General features: G+C 71.6%; 17 protein-coding genes. 5 read left to right on the plus strand and 12 right to left on the minus strand.

All coding sequences use genetic code 11. From position 1 onward, the window contains the following. Positions 1 to 396: 396 nt before the first annotated feature. Positions 397 to 1,182 carry a helix-turn-helix transcriptional regulator gene (locus ABZS37_RS13570; RefSeq protein WP_354993075.1) on the plus strand — a complete coding sequence of 262 codons (786 nt, stop codon included), beginning with the start codon at positions 397 to 399 and terminating at the stop codon, positions 1,180 to 1,182. Beyond that, entirely contained in the window at positions 1,179 to 1,385 is a 207-nt protein-coding gene (locus ABZS37_RS13575) for a DUF397 domain-containing protein (protein ID WP_355168646.1), read from the plus strand. The genes ABZS37_RS13570 and ABZS37_RS13575 overlap by 4 nt, the downstream gene beginning before the upstream one ends. Here ABZS37_RS13575 and ABZS37_RS13580 read toward each other — a convergent pair. From ABZS37_RS13580 to ABZS37_RS13610, 7 genes are all read right to left on the minus strand, one after another. Then, a complete protein-coding gene (locus tag ABZS37_RS13580) occupies positions 1,382 to 3,085 on the minus strand; it encodes an ABC transporter permease (protein ID WP_355168648.1) in 1,704 nt (567 codons plus the stop codon). The two genes, ABZS37_RS13575 and ABZS37_RS13580, sit on opposite strands and share 4 nt — an antisense overlap. Next, positions 3,070 to 3,834 carry an ABC transporter ATP-binding protein gene (locus ABZS37_RS13585; RefSeq protein WP_355168650.1) on the minus strand — a complete coding sequence of 255 codons (765 nt, stop codon included), beginning with the start codon at positions 3,832 to 3,834 and terminating at the stop codon, positions 3,070 to 3,072. Before ABZS37_RS13585 ends, ABZS37_RS13580 begins: the two co-directional genes overlap by 16 nt. A gap of 202 nt (positions 3,835 to 4,036) precedes the next feature. Further along, on the minus strand, positions 4,037 to 5,677 hold the full coding sequence (locus tag ABZS37_RS13590) for a cation acetate symporter (RefSeq protein WP_354993081.1): 1,641 nt from the start codon (positions 5,675 to 5,677) through the stop codon (positions 4,037 to 4,039). 1 nt (position 5,678) lies between these two features. Continuing rightward, positions 5,679 to 6,092, minus strand: coding sequence for a hypothetical protein (locus tag ABZS37_RS13595; protein WP_355168652.1), 414 nt, complete (start codon positions 6,090 to 6,092; stop codon positions 5,679 to 5,681). Between the two features lie 44 nt (positions 6,093 to 6,136). Continuing rightward, entirely contained in the window at positions 6,137 to 7,987 is a 1,851-nt protein-coding gene (locus ABZS37_RS13600; protein WP_355168654.1) for a DUF4173 domain-containing protein, read from the minus strand. Next, complete coding sequence (locus ABZS37_RS13605; RefSeq protein WP_355168656.1) at positions 7,984 to 9,066, minus strand: HAMP domain-containing sensor histidine kinase; 1,083 nt, start codon at positions 9,064 to 9,066, stop codon at positions 7,984 to 7,986. Before ABZS37_RS13605 ends, ABZS37_RS13600 begins: the two co-directional genes overlap by 4 nt. Next, the gene (locus tag ABZS37_RS13610; protein ID WP_355168658.1) at positions 9,063 to 9,740 is read right to left on the minus strand and encodes a response regulator transcription factor; all 678 of its coding nucleotides are present in this window, start codon (positions 9,738 to 9,740) and stop codon (positions 9,063 to 9,065) included. The genes ABZS37_RS13605 and ABZS37_RS13610 overlap by 4 nt, the downstream gene beginning before the upstream one ends. Positions 9,741 to 9,988: 248 nt before the next feature. Here ABZS37_RS13610 and ABZS37_RS13615 point away from each other — a divergent pair, with 248 nt between their 5' ends. Both ABZS37_RS13615 and ABZS37_RS13620 read left to right on the plus strand, forming a co-directional pair. Further along, entirely contained in the window at positions 9,989 to 10,510 is a 522-nt protein-coding gene (locus ABZS37_RS13615) for a sigma-70 family RNA polymerase sigma factor (protein ID WP_355168660.1), read from the plus strand. Further along, on the plus strand, positions 10,497 to 11,756 hold the full coding sequence (locus ABZS37_RS13620) for a hypothetical protein (protein WP_355168662.1): 1,260 nt from the start codon (positions 10,497 to 10,499) through the stop codon (positions 11,754 to 11,756). Before ABZS37_RS13615 ends, ABZS37_RS13620 begins: the two co-directional genes overlap by 14 nt. A gap of 92 nt (positions 11,757 to 11,848) precedes the next feature. Here ABZS37_RS13620 and ABZS37_RS13625 read toward each other — a convergent pair whose 3' ends face one another. From ABZS37_RS13625 to ABZS37_RS13645, 5 genes are all read right to left on the minus strand, one after another. Next, positions 11,849 to 12,511 (minus strand): DUF5701 family protein, encoded by a 663-nt coding sequence (locus ABZS37_RS13625; protein WP_355168664.1) that lies wholly within the window; start codon positions 12,509 to 12,511, stop codon positions 11,849 to 11,851. A gap of 65 nt (positions 12,512 to 12,576) precedes the next feature. Continuing rightward, positions 12,577 to 13,338 (minus strand): LytTR family DNA-binding domain-containing protein, encoded by a 762-nt coding sequence (locus tag ABZS37_RS13630; RefSeq protein ID WP_355168666.1) that lies wholly within the window; start codon positions 13,336 to 13,338, stop codon positions 12,577 to 12,579. 31 nt (positions 13,339 to 13,369) lie between these two features. Beyond that, the gene (locus ABZS37_RS13635; RefSeq protein ID WP_355168668.1) at positions 13,370 to 14,596 is read right to left on the minus strand and encodes a histidine kinase; all 1,227 of its coding nucleotides are present in this window, start codon (positions 14,594 to 14,596) and stop codon (positions 13,370 to 13,372) included. A gap of 39 nt (positions 14,597 to 14,635) precedes the next feature. Further along, positions 14,636 to 16,207, minus strand: coding sequence for a sugar transferase (locus ABZS37_RS13640; protein WP_355168755.1), 1,572 nt, complete (start codon positions 16,205 to 16,207; stop codon positions 14,636 to 14,638). 265 nt (positions 16,208 to 16,472) lie between these two features. Continuing rightward, complete coding sequence (locus ABZS37_RS13645; protein WP_355168670.1) at positions 16,473 to 17,333, minus strand: DNA-formamidopyrimidine glycosylase family protein; 861 nt, start codon at positions 17,331 to 17,333, stop codon at positions 16,473 to 16,475. A gap of 80 nt (positions 17,334 to 17,413) precedes the next feature. On the opposite strand from ABZS37_RS13645, the gene ABZS37_RS13650 reads away from it, so the two are divergent. Beyond that, the gene (locus tag ABZS37_RS13650) at positions 17,414 to 18,682 is read left to right on the plus strand and encodes a glycosyltransferase family 4 protein (protein ID WP_355168672.1); all 1,269 of its coding nucleotides are present in this window, start codon (positions 17,414 to 17,416) and stop codon (positions 18,680 to 18,682) included. The last annotated feature ends 114 nt before the right edge of the window (positions 18,683 to 18,796 follow it).

Genomic DNA, 18,796 nt, shown 5'->3' on the forward strand with positions numbered 1-18,796 from the left:
TCTGCGCCGGGGTCAGCCAGCCGGCCCGGCCCGGTCGCGGCAGGGCCACCGTCGGCCCGGTCGCCCACGCGGGTGGTTGATTCGGCGGGCCCGCCGACCGCTCCGATCCGGTCGCGCCTGGCACCGCCGCCGGTGCCGCGATCTTCCTTCTGCGGTACGACCACCGCGCCCCGTTCCTGCCACGGATGAATCCGAACATGGCTGATCTCCTCCCGGTCAATGGGGGCCGCCCCGGTCGGGGGGATGACCGGGGCGGCCCGAGCGCAGGACCGGACGGCGGGACATCGCCTCCACCGGCCGGGCCGCGTACCTCCACCCTGGACGGAGAGGCGCGGACAGGGGAGGATGCCAGGGCTTACTACGCAGCGGGGTCACGTACTTACCGGAGAGGTAAGGATGAACGTCGAGATGTGGGTACGGGCGTTGAAGGCCGCCCGGGCCGGTGCTGAGGTGTCTCAGGAGGCATTGGCGACCCTGACCAGGTGGAGTCCCTCCACGGTGGCTGCCATCGAGACCGGCCGGCGCCGGCCAACCATGGAGTTCGCGGTCGCCGCAGACGAAGCCCTCGCCACCGGCGGCCTCCTCGCCGAACTCCTCAAGGCGGCGGACCAGGAGCGCGGCCCATCCTGGTTCGTCCCGTGGCGGGGATATGAGCAACAGGCGACGCGCCTCCGAGCTTTCGAGGCATGCCTCGTGCCCGGCCTCCTGCAGACTGAGGAGTACGCCCACGCCGTTATCTCGGCGGGTGGACTGCATCCGCCGGCTGTGGTCGACGAACTTGTTGCGCTTCGTTTGGAACGCCAACTGCTGCTGTCCCGGGATATGCCGCCGTATTGCGTTTTCCTGGTGGACGAGATGGGCCTCCACCGGCCGGTGGGCGGCCCCGCCGTGCTCAATGCCCAGCTCGGCCGACTGCTTGAGGTGGCAGAGCTGCCGTTCGTCCGGTTGCACGTCATCCCACTGAGCGTCGGTGAGCATGTCGGCCTTGGCGGTGGGTTCGTGTGCGCCGAGTTGCCCGGCGGGGACGTGGTTCTCTACCTGGAGAATGCCGCTCGCGGACACGTCATGGACGACCCGGAAATGATCGGATTGATTAGTCTCAAATGGGATAGCCTGCTCGGCGAAGCGCTCTCCACAAACGCCTCAATGGATCTGATCCGGAAGCTGAAGGTGACGCCATGACGACGAATGAGCCACGCTGGCGCACGTCCACCCGGTCGACCGATTCCGGCGGCAACTGTGTCGAGGTTGCGGACAACCTGCCCGGTGTCGTCCTGGTCCGGGACAGCAAGGACCGCTCCGGCCCGACCCTCGCCTTCGCTCCGGCTGCGTGGCGTGGCTTCGTCGCCGACGCCGCCCAGACCCCCAGCCGACGCGCTGGTTAACGGCGGGGGGTGACCGTGGCCAGCAGCTCCGGCTGGCGCCGGTCCAGCACGTCGCCGGCCAGGTAAGCGCCCAGCAGCGCCGCGCCCAGCCCGTACGCCGCGCCGAGCGGAAGGGCCAGCCACAGCCAGGCGTCACCGAGCAGCGCCGCGGCCACCAGCATCGGCACCGCGGCGACCGCCGAGACGATCATGGCCAGCAGGGTGAGCAGACCCTTCGCCAGGCCCGCGCCGCTGTTCATCGCGAACGGGTTGCTCGTCTCCGGCAGCGAGTACGCCCCGAGCACCGAGACGAAACTGTTCACCGCCAGTCCGGCACCGTAGGTGGCGGCCAGGCTGCCGGCGGTCAGCCCGATCCAGCCCGGTCGACCGAGCACCACCGCCAGCACCACCGCGACGAACGCCAGCATCGGCAGGACGTACAGCGAGAAGGCCGTCATCCGCGCGCGCAGCTCCACCCGGCCGGGCACCCCGGCCACCACGTTCGCGGCGTAGGCGCTGCCGTCGAAGCCGAACTGGTTCGCCAGCGTGACCGAGGCGAGCACGCCGACGAAGATCATGGAGAGGGTGACCAGCACCGGCGAGCTGTCGCCGGCACCCATCGTGAAGCCCTGCCCGTCCTCGACCGCGAAGCTCGAGCCACCAAGGTTGATCATCACGGGGATGAAGATGCCGACCACCGCGATCGTGATCAGGTTTGCGCGGCGGCGGGCGTCCCGCCACCAGTAGCGTGCCTCCCGGGCGACCAGCGCACCGAAGCGGTCCCGACGCGCCCAGCCGGCAACCCGGGGAAACAGCTGTGCGACCGCGCCGCCGATGACGCCGCGTTGCGCCGGGGCCTTACCGGAGCTCGCCGCACCCACCATCGCCGACTCCAACGACCGCGACCACCAGGCCAGCAGGGCGCCAATCGTCACCACCGTGATCAACAACTTGACCGGCGCGGCCCACACCCGTCCCTGCGCCAGGTCGATGCCGGCGGTCCACGGAGCGCCTAACGGCGTCCAGCCGATCACGGTCGCCACCCCGGTCAGCCGGGTCCAGTCCGTCTCTCGCAGCGCCGCGAGGCCGAAGACCTGCAACGGGCCGAGCAGCGCCGCCGTCACCGCCAACAGCACGGCAGCCAGGTCCCGCACCCGGCGGGACCGCAGCATGGTCGCGAAGGCGCTGGTCACCGCCCTGCTGGCGGCCACGCAGAGCAACAGCCCACCGAGTACGCCGAACAGGGCCACCAGACCAGCGGACCATCCTCCCAACACCCAGGAGGTCAGCACCAGCCCCGACGACGCGATCAACACCGCCAGCACCGGAACGCTGACCAGCGCGGCGGCGAAGAGGCCGGTGACCAGCGTGCGACGGGGCAGCGGCAACAACGCGAACCGGGCCGGGTCCAGCGTTTCGTCCACCCCGAAGAAGACCAGCGGCAGCAGCAGCCAACCCAGCACCAGCAGCCCGCCGCCGGCTGCCGCGACCAGCACCGCGTACCGGCCGTTGTCCGTCAGGCCCGGCGCGGCGAACAGGAAGAAGCCGCTGGCGGCGAACCAGAGCCCGAACAGCACACCGCCGATGAACAGCGCGATCCGCCAGCCCTGGCCCCGGAAGCTGTTGCCCATGACCCGCAGCTTGAGCCGCACGAAGTGCCGGGCGGAGACAGCGCGCACAGGCGCGGCGGGCGCGGCGCCGACGCTCACCGGGACAGCCACGACAACTCGTCACCGGTCGCGGTGCGCCCGCCGACCACCTCGACGAAGACCTGCTCCAGCGAGCGCTCGCCGCGTACCTCCGCGAGCGTGCCGACCCGCTTGATGACGCCCTGGGCGAGGATCGCCACGTGTGAGCAGAGCCGCTCGACGACCTCCATCACGTGACTGGAGAAGACCACCGTGCCGCCGCCGGCCGCGTACCTGGTGAGGATGTCCCGGATCAGCGCGGCGGAGACCGGGTCGACCGCCTCGAACGGCTCATCCAACACCAGCACCCGAGGGCCGTGCAGCAGCGCGCAGGCCAGGCCGATCTTCTTCTTCATGCCCGCCGAGTAGTCCACCACCAGCGTCCGACCGGCATCGCCGAGCGCCAGCACGTCCAGCAGTTCGGCGGCCCGCTGGTCGACCACCGCCGGGTCCATCCCCCGCAACAGACCGTTGTAGGCCAGCAGCTCCGCCCCGGTCAGCCGGTCGAACAGGCGTACCCCATCGGGCATCACGCCGAGCAACCGCTTCGCGGTGACCGGGTCCCGCCAGACGTCATGCCCGAGCACCCAGGCCGAGCCGGCGTCCGGCCGCAGCAGCCCGACCGCCATCGACAGGGTGGTGGTCTTGCCGGCGCCGTTCGGGCCCAACAGGCCGTAGAAGGAGCCGGCGGGCACGTCCAGGTCGACGCCGGCCACCGCGATGGTGCCGTCGAACCGCTTGGCCAGGCCACGCAGCGCGAGCGCGGGGTGCTCAACAGTCATGGACCGACGCTATCTGCCGGTCGCCAGTTCCGCCCTCCGGCGGCGGACGGACCCGCGATCATCCTGGAGGCGGAGTTCCTCCGATGCGTGATCCACTCCATGTCGGCGATATGGGCGTGTCCGGGCGTCGCGATGCCACCACATCGCCGATATGGAGTGGATCATCACCTGGCCGATGATCTCGCGAGTGAGACCGCCCGCCTCACAGGCGGAGGGCTTCGGGGGTGTGGAGGCGGAGCATGGTGGCCGCGACGTCGGCGGGGGCACGACGGCGGGTGGCGATCGACACCGCGACCATCACGGTGAAGGCCAGCGGCACCGTCCAGGCGGCCGGCTGTGTGGTGAGCGTGGCCGGCCAGCCGGACAGTGGCGGCCCGAGCACCGTGATCAGCACCGCACCGATCGCCGCCCCGCCACCGACCAGCACCCCGGCGGCCGCGCCCAGGTCGGTCAGCCCGCGCCACCAGATGCCGAGCACCAGCAGCGGGCAGAAGCTCGACGCGGCGACCGCGAAGGCCAGCCCGACCACCTGCGACACGTCCAGCCCGGAGACGTGCAGCGCCAGCACCGTCGGCACAGCTCCGGCTATCACCGTCGCCAGCCGGAAACCGCGTACCGAGCCCCGGCCGAGCACGTCCGTCGAGATCACCCCGGCGACGCTGGTCAACAGGCCGGACGAGGTGGAGAGAAAGGCCGCGAACGCGCCCGCTGCCACCAGGGCGGCGAGCAGACGCCCGACCATCCCGTCGCCGAGGGCCGCCCCGGGCAGGAGCACCACCACCGCGTCGGTCTGCCCGCTGATCAGCAGCTGCGGCGTGTAGATCCGGCCGAGCACCCCGTACAGGGTGGGCAGCAGGTAGAAGGCGCCGACCAGGGCCAGCACGACCAGGGTGGTACGGCGTGCCGCCGCGCCGTCCGGGTTCGTGTAGAAGCGGACCAGCACGTGCGGCAGGCCCATGGTGCCCAGGAAGGTGGCCAGGATCAGCGAGTACGTGGCGAACAGGCCCCGGTCGTCGTCACCCGCGGCGCTGGGCAGCAGCCAGTCGCTGGCGTCGGTGGCCACCCCGGACACCTCCGGCACCGGGTCGCCCGGGGCGAAGGTCAACTCGTCGCCGGGGCGTACCTCCCGGATCTCGCCGTCGGGCAGGGTGAGGGTCGCGCGGTGCTCGACCACGACGGTGGTCGCGGCCCGGAACGTCGGCCCGTCGGGCGGGGTCACCGGGGGCCGGCCGTCGGCCTGCCACTGCAACGCCAGGAAAATCACCGGTACGGCGAGTGCGGTCAGCTTGAGCCAGTACTGGAACGCCTGGACGAAGGTGATCGCCCGCATCCCGCCCAGCGCCACGTTCGCGGTGACCACGGCGGCCACGAGCAGGGCACCGAGCGGGTACGGGGAGCCGGCCACCGTGGCCAGGGTCAGCCCGGCGCCCTGAAGCTGCGGCACCAGATACAGCCAACCGATGAAGATCACGAAAGCGGTCGCCAGGATGCGGAGCCGGCGGGAGCCCAGCCGCAGCTCGCAGAAATCGGGCAGGGTGAACGCACCGGACCGGCGCAGCGGCGCTGCCACGAAGAGCAGCAGGGCCAGGTAACCGGCGGCGAACCCGACCGGGTACCAGAGCACGTCCACGCCGTACTTGAGAACCAGGCCGGCGATGCCGAGGAAGCTCGCCGCCGACAGGTACTCCCCGCCGATGGCCGCGGCGTTCCACGTCGGACTGATCGCGCGGGAGGCGACCAGGAAGTCGGAGGTGGTGCGGGCCAGCCGCAGCCCGTAGAAGCCGATCCCGAGGGTGACCAGCGTGACCGTGACGATGGCCGGGACCACGTAGTCGTTGCCCACCTCAGCGCTCCGGCCGCTGCACCAGGTCGCTGAAGTCCTGCTCGTTGCGCTCGGCGAGCCGCACGTACGCCCAGCCCACCGCGATCAGGAACGGGAAGGAGACCACTCCGAGCAGCAGCCAGGGCAGGTTGACGCCGGCGACGGTGGTCCGGCCGAGCGACGGCGCGATAGCGAACAGCCAGGGCAGCCCGCCCAGCCCGATGGCGACCACCAGCGAGAGCCGCAGCGCCAGCGCGAGCTGGGCCCGGACCAGGCCACGGACCAGCGCCTCGCCGACCTGGGTCTGCTGGGCCAACTCGGCGCGGGTCCGCTCAGCGCGGGTGTCCTGCCGGGTGATCTCGGCCAGCACGATCCGAGCCCGCCGGGGAGGCGGTACCGTACCGCCCGATCCCACGTCCGGGAGTTGCTTGGCCACCCCGGCAGTCTTGCCCGCCGTGTGGGATTGTCAAGCGTTCGCGCTCACCAGCTCCGCAGACCGGGACAGCTCGTCGTGCTGCTGGTCACCTGGATCGAGTCAAGGACCGACCGGGCCCGTTCCCGGCCGATGTTCGTCGCCCAGAAGCCGTCCCGGGGCAGCTCGAAGGCGATCTCCCGCAGCGCGCACGTCCGCATCGGCTCGGGTAGCCGCTCCAGGGCCGGTACGGCGTCGGCGGAGAGCCCGGAGACGTAGCTGACGTCCAGGCGGCCGGTCTCCAGGTAGCGGTCGACGTTCCGGTCGGCGATCAACCGGTCCGGGTTGACCAAGGCCAGCCCGAGCAGCGCCAGCACCGCCGTGCCGATCACCAGCCGGGGCAGCCAGTCCGCCCGCAGCCGCGCCACGGCCACGCCGACGAGGACGAACAGCAGCCCGAGCCACAGCTCGACGGTCGCCACGAAGAGCCTCAGGCGGGTGGCGCCGTACGCGTCGGCGTAGACCTGCATCCGGTAGAGCGCCGAGGCGACGACGACCAGACTGAGCGCGGCGAGCGTGCCGAGCAGTGCGCGGACGAGCAGCCGGTCGGCCCGGGTGGCCTTGGGTGCTCGCCGAGCGGCGACCGCGATCACCAGCAGGGTGAGCCCGGTGACGGCGAGCAGTTGCCAGAACCCGCCGCGGGCGTACTGGGCGTAGGTGAGCCCCGCCGTGCGCAGCACGTGCCCCGCGCCACCGAAGAACACCGTCAACTGCACCAGCACGAAGGCGGCGAACAGGGCGTCCAGCAACGCCAGCGGCAGAACCCATTCCAGCCGGTGCACCGGGCGGGCCGACCCCGGCCGCAGGCCGTCCAGGTCGGGTGGACGACTGACCAGGTATGCACCACCGAGCAGACCACCGCCGATCAGCAGCAGACGCATCAGCCAGCCGATCACCCCGGCCGGATCGATGTCAGGCAGTAGGCCCGTCACCAGGTCGGCGAAGACCGCATCGGCGGAGGAGAAGAGCAGACCGAACAGCGTCAGCAGGCCGACCGAGATCGCCAGGCTGGTCACGATCCGGCCGATTCCGGGGCCGGCCGAGCGGGTGCGGCGCAGCCCGCGTACCGCCCAGGGGAGCGCCCGTACCGTGGCGGCCGGCGGCAGCGTCCCGGCGACCAGCATCCCGAGTGGACTCCGCCCGCCGGTCACCGCGAGTGTCCCGGTCACCGCTGCGGCGACCAGGCAGAGCGCGAAGAGCCAGCCGGCGGCCCGAACCGTGCCAACGGCGACGAGACCAACCGTCGCGGCGGCCCAGACGACCTGCGCCACCCGCCCCGGTGCCCCCGTGGCACCGGGACGGGCGGTGGCCGCCGCAGCCGCCGCAGCCGCCGCAGCCGCCGCAGCCGCCGCAGCCGCAGCGGGCGCGGCGGGCGCCGCAGCCGCGGCGGGCGCGGCGGTGGGCGGCACCGGCGAAGTGGCGGGCGCGGCGGGCGGCGTCGGCGCGGTCCCGGGTGCGTCGCCGGGCGTCGTCCGCTCGGTGCGGCCCCCCGGTGAGGATGTTGTCTCGGAACGGATGGCCCCGGCGGCGACGAGCGCGGCGGTGGCCGTCAGCGCGGCGGCCAGCCAACCGAGTCCGGGACGGACCACCGTCAGCGCCGAGGCACCGAGGACTGCTGCCGCCGCCAGCACGGCCAGGAGCAGCGGGTGGGGTGCGCGGGACGGCCCCGGCCAACGTTGTTGGATCAGCGAAGGTGGCCGTGGTGTGACCGGCGGCGCGGGCGAGGGCTGGGGCCGGCCGGTCGTCGGCGGGATCGCCGGGCCGGGACCGAAACCGGGCTGGCCGGTCCCGACAGGTGGGGAGGGCTGCGGTCCCGCCGGGCCGGTCGCCGGAACGGAGGTGCTGCCGGGGCTGGTCATGCGGCCTCTTCTCGATGCGGCCCGTTGCTCGGGATGGTGACCTGGATGCGGCAGCCGGGTTGGGAACCCTTGGCGATTCCGACGGGGTCGAGGACGCCGATCCGGCCGCCGTGCAGTTCGACGACCCACCGGGCGATGGCCAGGCCGAGCCCGGTCCCACCACCGGCCGACCGGTCGCCGCGGGTGAACCGCTCGAACACCCGGGAACGCTCGGCCGACGGGATGCCCTGCCCCTCGTCGCTCACCTCGAAGCGGAGGTGGCCGGCGTGTTCCTCGGCGCTCACCCGTACGGTGCCGCCGGGTGGGCTGTGCCGCGCGGCGTTGTCCAGCAGGTTCGCGAACACCTGGTGCAGCCGCCACGGGTCTGCGTGCATGGTCAGCGGCACCGTCAGCTCGCGGAGCCGGAAGTGCACGTCCAGTCCCGCGCCGGCCGCGCTGGCGGTGGCGTGCTCCACCGCCTCGTCGAGGAAGTCCCCCACATCGATGCGGACCCGGCGCAGCGGCACCACCCCGGCGTCGAGGCGGGACAGGTCGAGCAGGTCGGCGACGAGGTGTCCGAGCCGCTCGGTCTGGGACAGCGCCGAGCGCAGCGCCGCGGGCTCGGGCTCGGCCACCCCGTCCACCATGTTCTCCAGAACGCCCTGCAGCGCGGTGATCGGCGTACGCAGCTCGTGGGAGACGTTCGCGATCAGCTCGCGTCGGCGCTGATCCGCGGCGTGCAGGTCCTCGGCCATCTTGTTGAAGGCCTGGGCCAGCTCGCCGACCTCGTCCCGGGAGGTGGCGCGTACCCGCCGGGTGTAGTCGCCACGGGCCATCGCGCCGGCGGCCGCCGTCATGTCCCGCAGCGGCGAGGTCATGCCGTGGGCGAGCACCTGCGAGGTGAGCAGGGCGACGGCGATGGCGGTCGCCGAGGTCACCGGTGGTGGCCAGCCGATGCCGTACGAGAAGTAGGCCAGCCCGGCAGCGCCGGACGCGACCAGCAGCACGCCCAGTTTCAGCTTGATGGAGCGCACCGGATCCAGCGGGCGGGGCAGCAGCTCCAGCACCCGGTCCAGCCGGGCGAGCATGGTGGTGGTCATGACGGCAGCTCCAGGGCGTAGCCGACTCCGTGCACGGTGCGGATGAGGTTGGCGCCCAGCTTGCGGCGTAGGGCCTTGACGTGGCTGTCCACCGTGCGGGTGCCGCTCCCGTCGGCCCATCCCCAGACGTCGGCCAGCAGCCGCTCCCGGGGAAGCACCGTGCGGGGTCGCCCGGCGAGGTGGACCAGCAGGTCGAACTCGGTCGGCGTGAGGTGCACGTCCGCACCGTCCAGGCGGACCCGCCGCTCGGCCTCGTTGATCTCGATGTCGCCGAGGCGGATGGCCGGCGGCGCGGGGGTGGCGGCCCGCTCCACCCGGCGCAGCAGCACGTGCACGCGGGCGGCCAGTTCCCGCATCGAGAACGGCTTGGTGAGGTAGTCGTCCGCACCGACCGCGAGCCCGACCAGCAGGTCCGTCTCGTCGTCGCGTGCGGTGAGCATCAGCACCGGCACCGGTCGGTCGGCCTGGATCCGCCGACACACCTCCAGGCCGTCGAAGCCAGGCAGCATCACGTCGAGGACGACGAGGTCGGGCTGCCAGGCCCGGAACCGCTCCACCGCGCTGGGGCCGTCCGGGGCGATCTCCACCACGAAGCCCTCGGCGCGGAGTCGGGCGGCGACCGACTCGGCGATGGTGCGTTCGTCCTCGACCACCAGTACCCGGCGTTCCTTCATGGGCTCTGACTGTAGGGAGCCGCCGTGGAGATCAGTGGGTGGCATTGTGAATAACCTGTGGAGAACCGCTCATCCCTGTGGATAACCCGAGGATCACGACCGTTGGCCTCGGTGAACTCCCGAGCCTCGCTGTGGACGACCGACCGAGTTGTCAGGGTGGGCGCACCGAGCACCCGACATCTTCGGACCGGTCACCCGGAACCTTCCCTTCCGCCCAGGAGTGGGACAGGTAAAGAGGGGAGGTGACAGTGTCCGACGGTGATCTGATTTCCGATCTGTACGCCGGCAGTTTCCGGCGCCTGGTGGTGCAGCTCTACGCGGTGACCGGAGACCTGAACGAGGCGCAGGAGGCGGTCCAGGAGGCGTTCACCCGGGCCTTGGTGGCACCCGGTCGGTTCACCAGCCTCGACAATCCGGAGGCATGGCTGCGCCGGGTCGCGGTGAACGTCGCCCGCAGTCGCTACCGCCGACGGCGCGTGCTGGACGGGCTGCTGCGCCGGATCGGGCCACCCCCGGCGGTCGCCGACCGTTCACCGGAGCATCTGGCGCTGCTGGCCGCCCTGCGCGGCCTTCCCGAGGGACAGCGGCACGCGCTGGCCCTGCACTACCTGGTCGACCTGCCGATCGGTGAGGTGGCGGCGACACTCGGCGTTTCGCCGGGCACGGTGAAGTCCCGGTTGTCCCGGGGCCGGCAGGCGCTGGCGGCGCTGCTCTTCGACTCAGAGATCAGCGAGAGCATGAACATCGGGAGGATCGATGTCCGAACGTGAGTTCACCGGCTTCGACGTCGACACCGTCGCCGACGCGGTCCGCCAGCCACCCCTGGACGACATGTGGACGGCAGCGCGGGCCCGCCGTCGGCGGCGTACCAGCGGGGTGGCGATTGTTCTGGTTATCGCCCTGGCCGGCGTGGCGATGCTGCCACTGTTCGGCAACACCGGCCGGGGTGAATGGACCGGTCCGGACCAGCCGCCGGTCAAGCCGGACCGCGGCGGCGAACTCTTCCTGACCGGGCCGGAGTCGGCCGTCGTTGCGGGGGTGTGGGACGCCGACGAGGGTTGCTTCTCGGTGCGGTTCCGGCACACCGACGACGGCGGGCGGAGCTGGACCGATGACGAGATGACCCGTTACCGCACCAGCCAATGCGGACAGGATGAACAGGGAAATCCGGTGAGCATGCCGGAGTTCTCGGTGCTGGGCCAGCGCTCCTACCTGGTCCGGGATGGCGACCAGCTCCGGCTCTCCACCGACTACGGCCGCACCTGGCGGGACGCCGAGCAGGCCATGGTGACGGTGCCGTCCTTTCCGGCGAGAGCGCAGCCGGCCTTCTGTCAATGGGGCCGGGGCTGCGGGGCACTACGTGAACCGGTTGCGGTCTCGTCGACGGGGACGGTGTACCGGCTCAAAGGCAAGCCGCCGTCGCCCTATCCGCCCGCGAGCATCTATCCGAGTGCGGACGGAACTATCTGGGTGACCTATTGGCCGGGGGACATCGGCGTCATGGTGGTCGCTCGGAGCGTGGACCGGGGAGCCACCTGGACCACCTGGCAACCGGCCGAGGGGGCGAACGCGATCGCGATAGCCGGGGTCAGCGCACAGGAGGCGTACCTGTTGATCGCGCCGCCACCACCGGCCGGTGCCCAGCCGATGGAGGTCGAGGGGACGTCGCAGCTGCTGCGTACCACGGACGGAGGGCGAACCTGGGCGGACATGGGCACCGACCTGCCCAACTCATTGGAGACCCGGTTTCTCGTCGTCGGCTCGGACGGGTCCCTGCTGCTCGTCGAGGCGGGAAACATGCAGCCCTCCAGCAACAGATCCAAAGCCATGATCAGCCTGGATGCCGGGCGACACTTCAAGACGGTCCGCGAGTACGACCGACGCGACGGGGGCGTCGGTGCCGCGCCCGGATACGCCTGGCTCTACGGCCGGGACGACATGACGGTTGGCGGTGCGGACCACGTGCAGCTGACTGGCGACGGCACAGCCTGGACGCGCTTACCGCTCCCGAACTGAGCGTCGCCGGACGTGCGGCAGGGGCGGTGACGACGTGCGACGGGGCCGGTGAACTGCCACCGGCCCCGTCGACAGGGCACCGATTTCGGCGGTCACTCCAGGCCGATGCGCTCCGGACGGGCCGAGGCGGAGCCGAGCCAGGTGTGCGGGTTGCCGTACCAGCACCAGCCCAGCTTCGGTGCGCCTTGGCTGATCCAGAGCGCCGGCACCCGCTTGTCGCCGCAGCGGGAGCCGACCAGCGAGAAGCACCGGTTGCTCGCCAGTGCGGCCGGGTGCAGCGTGATGAAGGCGAGGCCCTCGTCGATGGTGAGCGGCAGCCGCCCCTGGGCGGTCATCCCTTCCATGGCCGTGGAGGGAGCGAGGTTGCGGAACTCCTCGCCCCGGTCGACGTCGAAGAGCAGGTACGCCGGCCCGGCCGGCACCTCAAGCTCCTTGATCGGGTCGAAGCGCGGCAGGTCGTCCTCGGCGTAGTGCTTGTCGAGGAAGCCGGGCTTGCGTTTGCCGGCCAGGGTGGTGAGCTCGAGCCGGGCCTCGACTGCGATCAGATCGCGGGTGATGACCAGCACGAAGGGCACCCGGGCGTCGGTGGGCGCGGGCAGGCCGTCGGCGCCCTCGACGGCCCTGGCCCGCAGCGGTGCGACCAGGTCGCGGAAGGTGGTCTCGGGCAGCCCGGCCAAAGCGGGATAGCCGAGCTGCACCAGTCCGTCGAGTTGACGGTCGAACTCGCTCTCGGCGTCGAACGGGGTCACGGTCACGGCGGCCTCCCGGAAGTCGTACGGACTAGCGTACAACGTACGACGGCCGTCATCCCATTCCCGGCTCAGCGACTCCAGTCCTGTTTTGCCGCCCTGACCAGCTTGTCCTTCAGCTCCCGGGTGTGCCGCCGGCTCACCGGCAGCTCGGTGGAGTCGATCACCACCACATAGCCGGAGTTGACCAGTCGCAGCTCCGCGATCAACTTCAACTGCACCAGGTACGACCGGTGCACCCGCACGAAACCGGCATCGGCCCACCGCTCGGCGAGCGTGGCCAGCGAGACCCGCACCAGGTGCGACCCCTCCGCGGTGTGCAACCGGGCGTAGTCCCCTTGCGCCTCCACCCAGCGCACCGCCGAGCGCGGCAGCATCCGGGTGGTGCCGGCCAACTCGATGGGGATGGTCGGGTCCTCCTCAGCGCGGGCCAGCGCCGCCGGGTGCGACGGCACCACCCGCGAGCCGATCACCCGCCGCAACGACTCGGCCAGCCGGTCGGCACGGACCGGTTTGCGGACGTAGTCGGTGGCACCCAGATCGAAGGCGTCCACCGCGCCGTCGTCGTACGCGGTGACGAAGACGATCGCCGGTGGCCGGGCGAACCGGCGCAGCACCCGGGCCAGCTCCATCCCATCCAGCCCGGGCATCCGGATGTCCAGGAAGACCACGTCCACATCACCGTCACGGAGCAGCCGCAGCGCCTCGGTCGCGTCCCCGGCGGTGTGCAGCCGGGCCACCCGGGGGTCGGCCCGCAGGTGGTACGCCAGCTCGTCGAGCGCGGGCGGCTCGTCGTCCACCGCCAGCACCCGGAGGAAACCGGATGTCGTCACCGCTCTGCCCCGGGCCGCTCGCTGCGCTCGCTCACGATCCTGCCCGTACGCCGGGGTGGAACTTCGGCACCCGCATGCTCACCTTGGTGCCCGAGCCCAGCCCGGTCTCCACGACCAGGCCGAACCGGTCCCCGAAGACCGACCGCAGCCGCTCGTCGACGTTGGAGAGGCCGACGTGCTGGCCCGTGTCGTCGCCCGGGTCGCCGGTGCCGCGAGCCAGCTCGGCGATGCCGGCGGTCAGCGTGGTCGGATCCATTCCCACTCCGTCGTCCTCCACCGTGATGTGGCATTCGGCGCCCGCGTCCCGGGCCTCGATGCTCACCATGCCTGTGCCCGGCTTGCGGGACAACCCGTGGCGGACCGCGTTCTCCACCAACGGCTGCAGGCAGAGGAACGGCAGCGTCACCGGCAGCACCTCCGGGGCGATCTGCAACTGCACCTGCAACCGGTCGCCGAACCGGGCCCGCTCGATGGTCAGGTAGCGGTCGATCGACCGCAGCTCCTCGGCGAGGGTGGTGAACTCCCCGTGCGCCCGGAACGAGTACCGGGTGAACTCCGCGAACTCCAGAATCAACTCCCGGGCCCGCTCCGGATCGGTGCGGACGAACGAGCCGATAGCGGTCAGCGCGTTGTAGATGAAATGCGGGCTGATCTGCGCCCGCAATGCCCGGACCTCGGCGCGGGCCAACCGCTCCCGCGACGAGTCCAGCTCGGCCAGGGCGAGCTGGTTGCCGGCCCAGTGCGCGGTCTCCAGGGTGGCCTGCACGAGCCCCGGCGCCGGCGGGCTGTCGGCGATCGCCACCAGCGCGCCGACCACCCGACCATCCGCTCCCTGCAAGGGCGCGACCACCGCCCCTCGGATCGGGCAGTCGACCCGGTCGCAGTGCAGATCCTGCTCACCGAGCACCGTTGAGCGGCCGGTGTCCACCGTCCGCCGGGCCGCCACGAGTAACTGCTCGCCGTGGTGCGTGCCGCGCCCGTCGAGGGCCAGCACCCGGTCGGTATCGGTGAGCGCCAGCCCGGCCGCGCCCACCAGGGCCCGCAGATGGCGTACGGCCTTCGCCGCGCCCGCCTCGCTCAGCCCAGCTCGCAGCGGATCGGCGGCCAGGCCGGCGGTGTGCAGCACCTCGTAGGTGGCCCGCTGGGTGGCGGTGGCGATGCCACGGCGGGCACGCAGCCGCAGCACCGCTAACAGGGCTGCGGTCAGCGCGGTGACGAGTGATACGACGCCGACCACGGCGGAGAGGTTGGCACCCACGCAGCGATCCTTGCCCCTGCGAGCCCGCGCGCCAACCCCCTAGTACGCGCCCTTGCGAGCGAGCACCACCCCGACGGTGCGCCACAGGATGCTCAGGTCGTACGCCAACGACCAGTTGTCGACGTAGTAGAGGTCCAGTCGGACCGACTCGTCCCAGGACAGATCGGATCGGCCGGAGACCTGCCACAGGCCGGTCATGCCGGGGCGGACCAGCAGCCGGCGGCGCACGTCACCCAGGAAGTCGCCGTCGTCGGCCGGCAGCGGCCGGGGCCCGACCAGCGACATCTCACCCCAGAGCACGTTGATCAACTGCGGCAGCTCGTCCAGCGACGAGGCCCGCAGGAAGCGGCCCACCGGGTAGACCCGCGGGTCCAGCTTCATCTTGAAGAGCATGCCGTCGGTCTCGTTCCGGTCGACCAGGCTGGCCAGCCGGTCCTCGGCGTCGACGTACATGGTCCGGAACTTCCACACGTGGAACGTGCGTCCCTCGTGCCCCACCCGGGGCTGACGGAAGAAGACCGGCCCACGGTCGGAGATCTGGATCGCCACGGCGATGGCCGCGAAGAGCGGGGTCAGCAGCAGCAGGCCGAGGCCGGCGGCGACCCGGTCCATCAGGTTCTTGGCCAACAGCGCCGGCCCGGAGAGGGTCGGTTCCTCGACGTACAGCAGGGGCAGGCCCTCGATCGGCCGGATGTGCACGCGCGGCCCCGCGATGTCGGTCAGCTGTGGGGCGACCACCAGGTCGACCCCGGAGCCCTCCAGCTGCCAGGCCAGCCGGCGCAGCTCGCCCGGCTCGGCGCTGGCCGACCCGCAGACCGCGATGGTGTCGCCGCCGACCTCCCGGACCAGGGCCAGGACGTCCCGGCCGCCGTGCACCGGCACGGGGGTCGGCATGCCCCGGGCGGCCGCGTAGCCGTCGGTGATGTGGATGGCGACGGGCACCAGCCCGGCGTTCGGGCTGCGGGTGACCGCCGCGTAGACCTCCAGGCACTCGGGCAGGGTGCCGACCAGCACCATCCGATGCGCGGCCTGACCGGCCCGCCGCCGGATGTAGTGCAGCGCCCAACGGGCCACGAACCGGCCCCAGAGAATCAGCAGCGTCGCACCGAGCAGCGCCGTGCCCACGGTGAACCGGGAGAGCTGGGTCACGGTGGAGAAGGCGAGGAACGAGACGCTCGCGGCGACGGTCACCGCGGCCCGGATGACCCGCTTGAACTCGTCCGGGCCGAGCCCCAGGTAGCGCCGGTCGTATGCCCGGTTGCTCCAGAGGATGACCACCCAGCCGATCGGGAGCAGCAGGTAGGAGATGGTGTGGAACCAGGTCGGGTCCTGCTCGGTGCCAGAGAAGCCGGAGGCGGCCTGGTCGAAGAGCTGGATCGCGATCCAGCTGGCGAACGCCGCCGCGCCGAAGTCGAGCAGCAGCAGAACCGCGATGTAGGGGCGGTGCCAGCGGGAGACACGCCGTCGCGCCCTCGTCCACGCCGACCGAGGGACGCCGTTGTGTGACGGCGGCGTCGGCGGCTGGATCTCGAAGCTGTCGACGTGCCGCACGAATCTGCTCCGGCCTTCGTTGGTTACCGGGCGCTGGAGGCTTGCCGTCACCTCACCCATGTCCTCCCGCATGACACGGGCCGCTCACTCGGCGTGAGGGCCCGGGTCGCCCACCGTCCCAGTCTCCCACGCGGGCTCCGACCGGTCGCCGCCCAGAAGAAGATTGGCGACCGATGGTGTTGGCGGGATCTGGCCGGCTCCGCACCATTTCAAGAGCCGGGGACCGGGGCCACTATACCGATGGATGCGCGCGTGGCGAGAACGGCGGACCGGAGCTTCCGCTCAGTAAGGGCGATTCCGCTCCGTAGTCGTCGAGTGGAATTACTCACCGTACGAGGCGGGACAACCGTCGGTCAGCGAGCGGCTTTCCGCCGGTTTGGCACGTCGGGCAGTACTGGAGGCTGGAATCGGCGAATGACACCTCCCGCACGGTGTCCCCGCAGACCGGGCAGGGCAGCCCGGTGCGGGCGTGCACCTTCAGCCCGGAGCGCTTCTCACCCTTCAGTTCCGCGGCCCGTTGACCGAGGGACCGCTCGACCGCGTCGCCGAGGATCTGCCGGGTGGCCGCGTGCAGGGTGGCGACCTGGCCGTCGGTGAGCCGATCGGTGATCGCGAACGGGGACAGCTTCGCGGCGTGCAGGATCTCGTCGGAGTACGCGTTGCCAACCCCGGACAACACCGACTGGTCGGTCAACACCCCCTTGACCTGCCCCCGCCGGCTACGCAGCCGCTCGGCGAAGGTGGGCAGGTCCGCGGCGAGCGCGTCGGGGCCCAGCTTGGCCACCCCGGGCACCGTCGCCAGGTCGGTGACCAGGTACGCGGCCAGCTTCTTCTGCGTGCCCGCCTCGGTGAGGTCGAAGCCGGAACCGTCGTCCAGGCGTACACGCAGCGCGATCGGGCCCTTGCCAGGACGCAGCGGGGTGGTTGCCGGGAACGCCTCCCGGTAGTGCAGCCAACCCGCCCGGGCCAGGTGCACCACCAGGTGCAGGTCGCCCTCGAAGTGGACGTCGAGGAACTTGCCGTGCCGGCTGGCGTCGACCACCGTCAGACCGGTGACAGCGGTCGGTGCCGGTTCGTACGTTTTCAGGGCGCTGATCGCGGCGATCTCCAGCCGGTCGACACGCCGCCCCACCGCGCGCTGTCGCAGGTAACCCGCGAGCGCCTCAACCTCCGGTAGTTCGGGCACGACACAACGGTAGCCTTCTTTCCGGTGAGCGCGAGGAATGAGCTTGCGAGTCCCGCAATCGCGAACGAAAGGCGAGCTTGTTGAGAATCGTGGTGGCGCACAACCGGTACCGGGAAGCCCAGCCCTCCGGCGAGAACACGATCGTCGACTCGGAGATCGCTCAGCTGACCGAGGCTGGCGTCGAGGTGCTGCCGTTCATCCGGAGCTCGGACGAGATCCCGTCGATGTCGAAGGCGGCGAAGGCGCTGCTGCCGATCTCGCCGATCTGGGCTCCGCGCGCCCAGCACGACCTGAGCCGGCTGCTCACCGAACACCGACCGGACGTTCTGCACCTGCACAACCCGTACCCCCTGATCTCGCCGTGGGTGGTGCGGACGGCGCACCGGCACGGCGTGCCGGTGGTGCAGACGGTGCACAACTACCGGCAGGTCTGCTCCTCGGGGATCTACTTCCGGGACGGCGTGATCTGTCAGGACTGCAAGGGTCGGGCGCTGGGGGTGCCGGCGATCAAGCACCGCTGCTACCGCGACTCGGCGGCGCAGAGCGCGTTGATGGCGACCACCCTCGCGGTGCACCGGGGCACCTGGCGCTCCGTGGACCGGTACGTCGCGCTCACCTCGGCGATCGCCGATCACCTCCGGGATTACGGCATTCCGGACGAACGGGTCGTGGTGAAGCCGAACTCCGTACCCGACCCGGGCCGACCGACGCCGCTCGGTGACGGTTTCCTCTACATGGCCCGGCTCTCACCCGAGAAGGGCGTCGACCTGCTGCTGGAGGCCTGGCGCCGGCACCCGGTGGGTGCGCTGGGCACGCTGCGCGTGGCGGGCGACGGCGAGCTGCGCCCGCTGGTGGAGGCGGCTGCCGCCGAGCGACCCGACGTGGTCTACCTCGGTCAGCTCGACCGGGCCGGGGTGCGGGCGGCGGTCGAGGCGAGCGCGGTGGTGATCGTCGCCGCCTTGTGGCACGACGTGCTGCCGACCGTGATCATCGAGGCGCTGGCGAGCGGTCGGCCAGTGCTCGGCACGGCGTTGGGCGGCATCCCGTACATGGTCGGGGCGGACGCCCCGCACGAGCCCGCCGGCACCGGCCCGGCCGAGGTCGCCTCCGCGGTCGCCGGAGGTGGCCGAGTGTCGATGCCGGCCGGTGTGCGCACCGGGACCGCCGGCTGGGTGGTGTCGCCGGAGCCGGCCGCCCTGGCCGCCGCGCTGCCCGTCGCCCGGGCCGGCGCCGCCGCACTCGCCGGGCCGGCCCGGCTCCGCTACGAACAGACCTTCCATCCGGACGTGGTCACCAAGCGCCTCCTCGACATCTACGCCGGCCTGGCTCGCACCCCGAACCGCGCCTAACCCCCACCCCGCCCCGCCCCCCCGCCCCCCCGCCCCCGCCCGGCCCCTGAGCCGCGTCGATCTAGGGCGAATCGCTGTTGTTGGAGATCAATTAACTGCAATCTTCCCTAGATC

It is taken from the genome of Micromonospora sp. NPDC005413 (genome assembly GCF_040606435.1).
Classification (GTDB): domain Bacteria; phylum Actinomycetota; class Actinomycetes; order Mycobacteriales; family Micromonosporaceae; genus Micromonospora.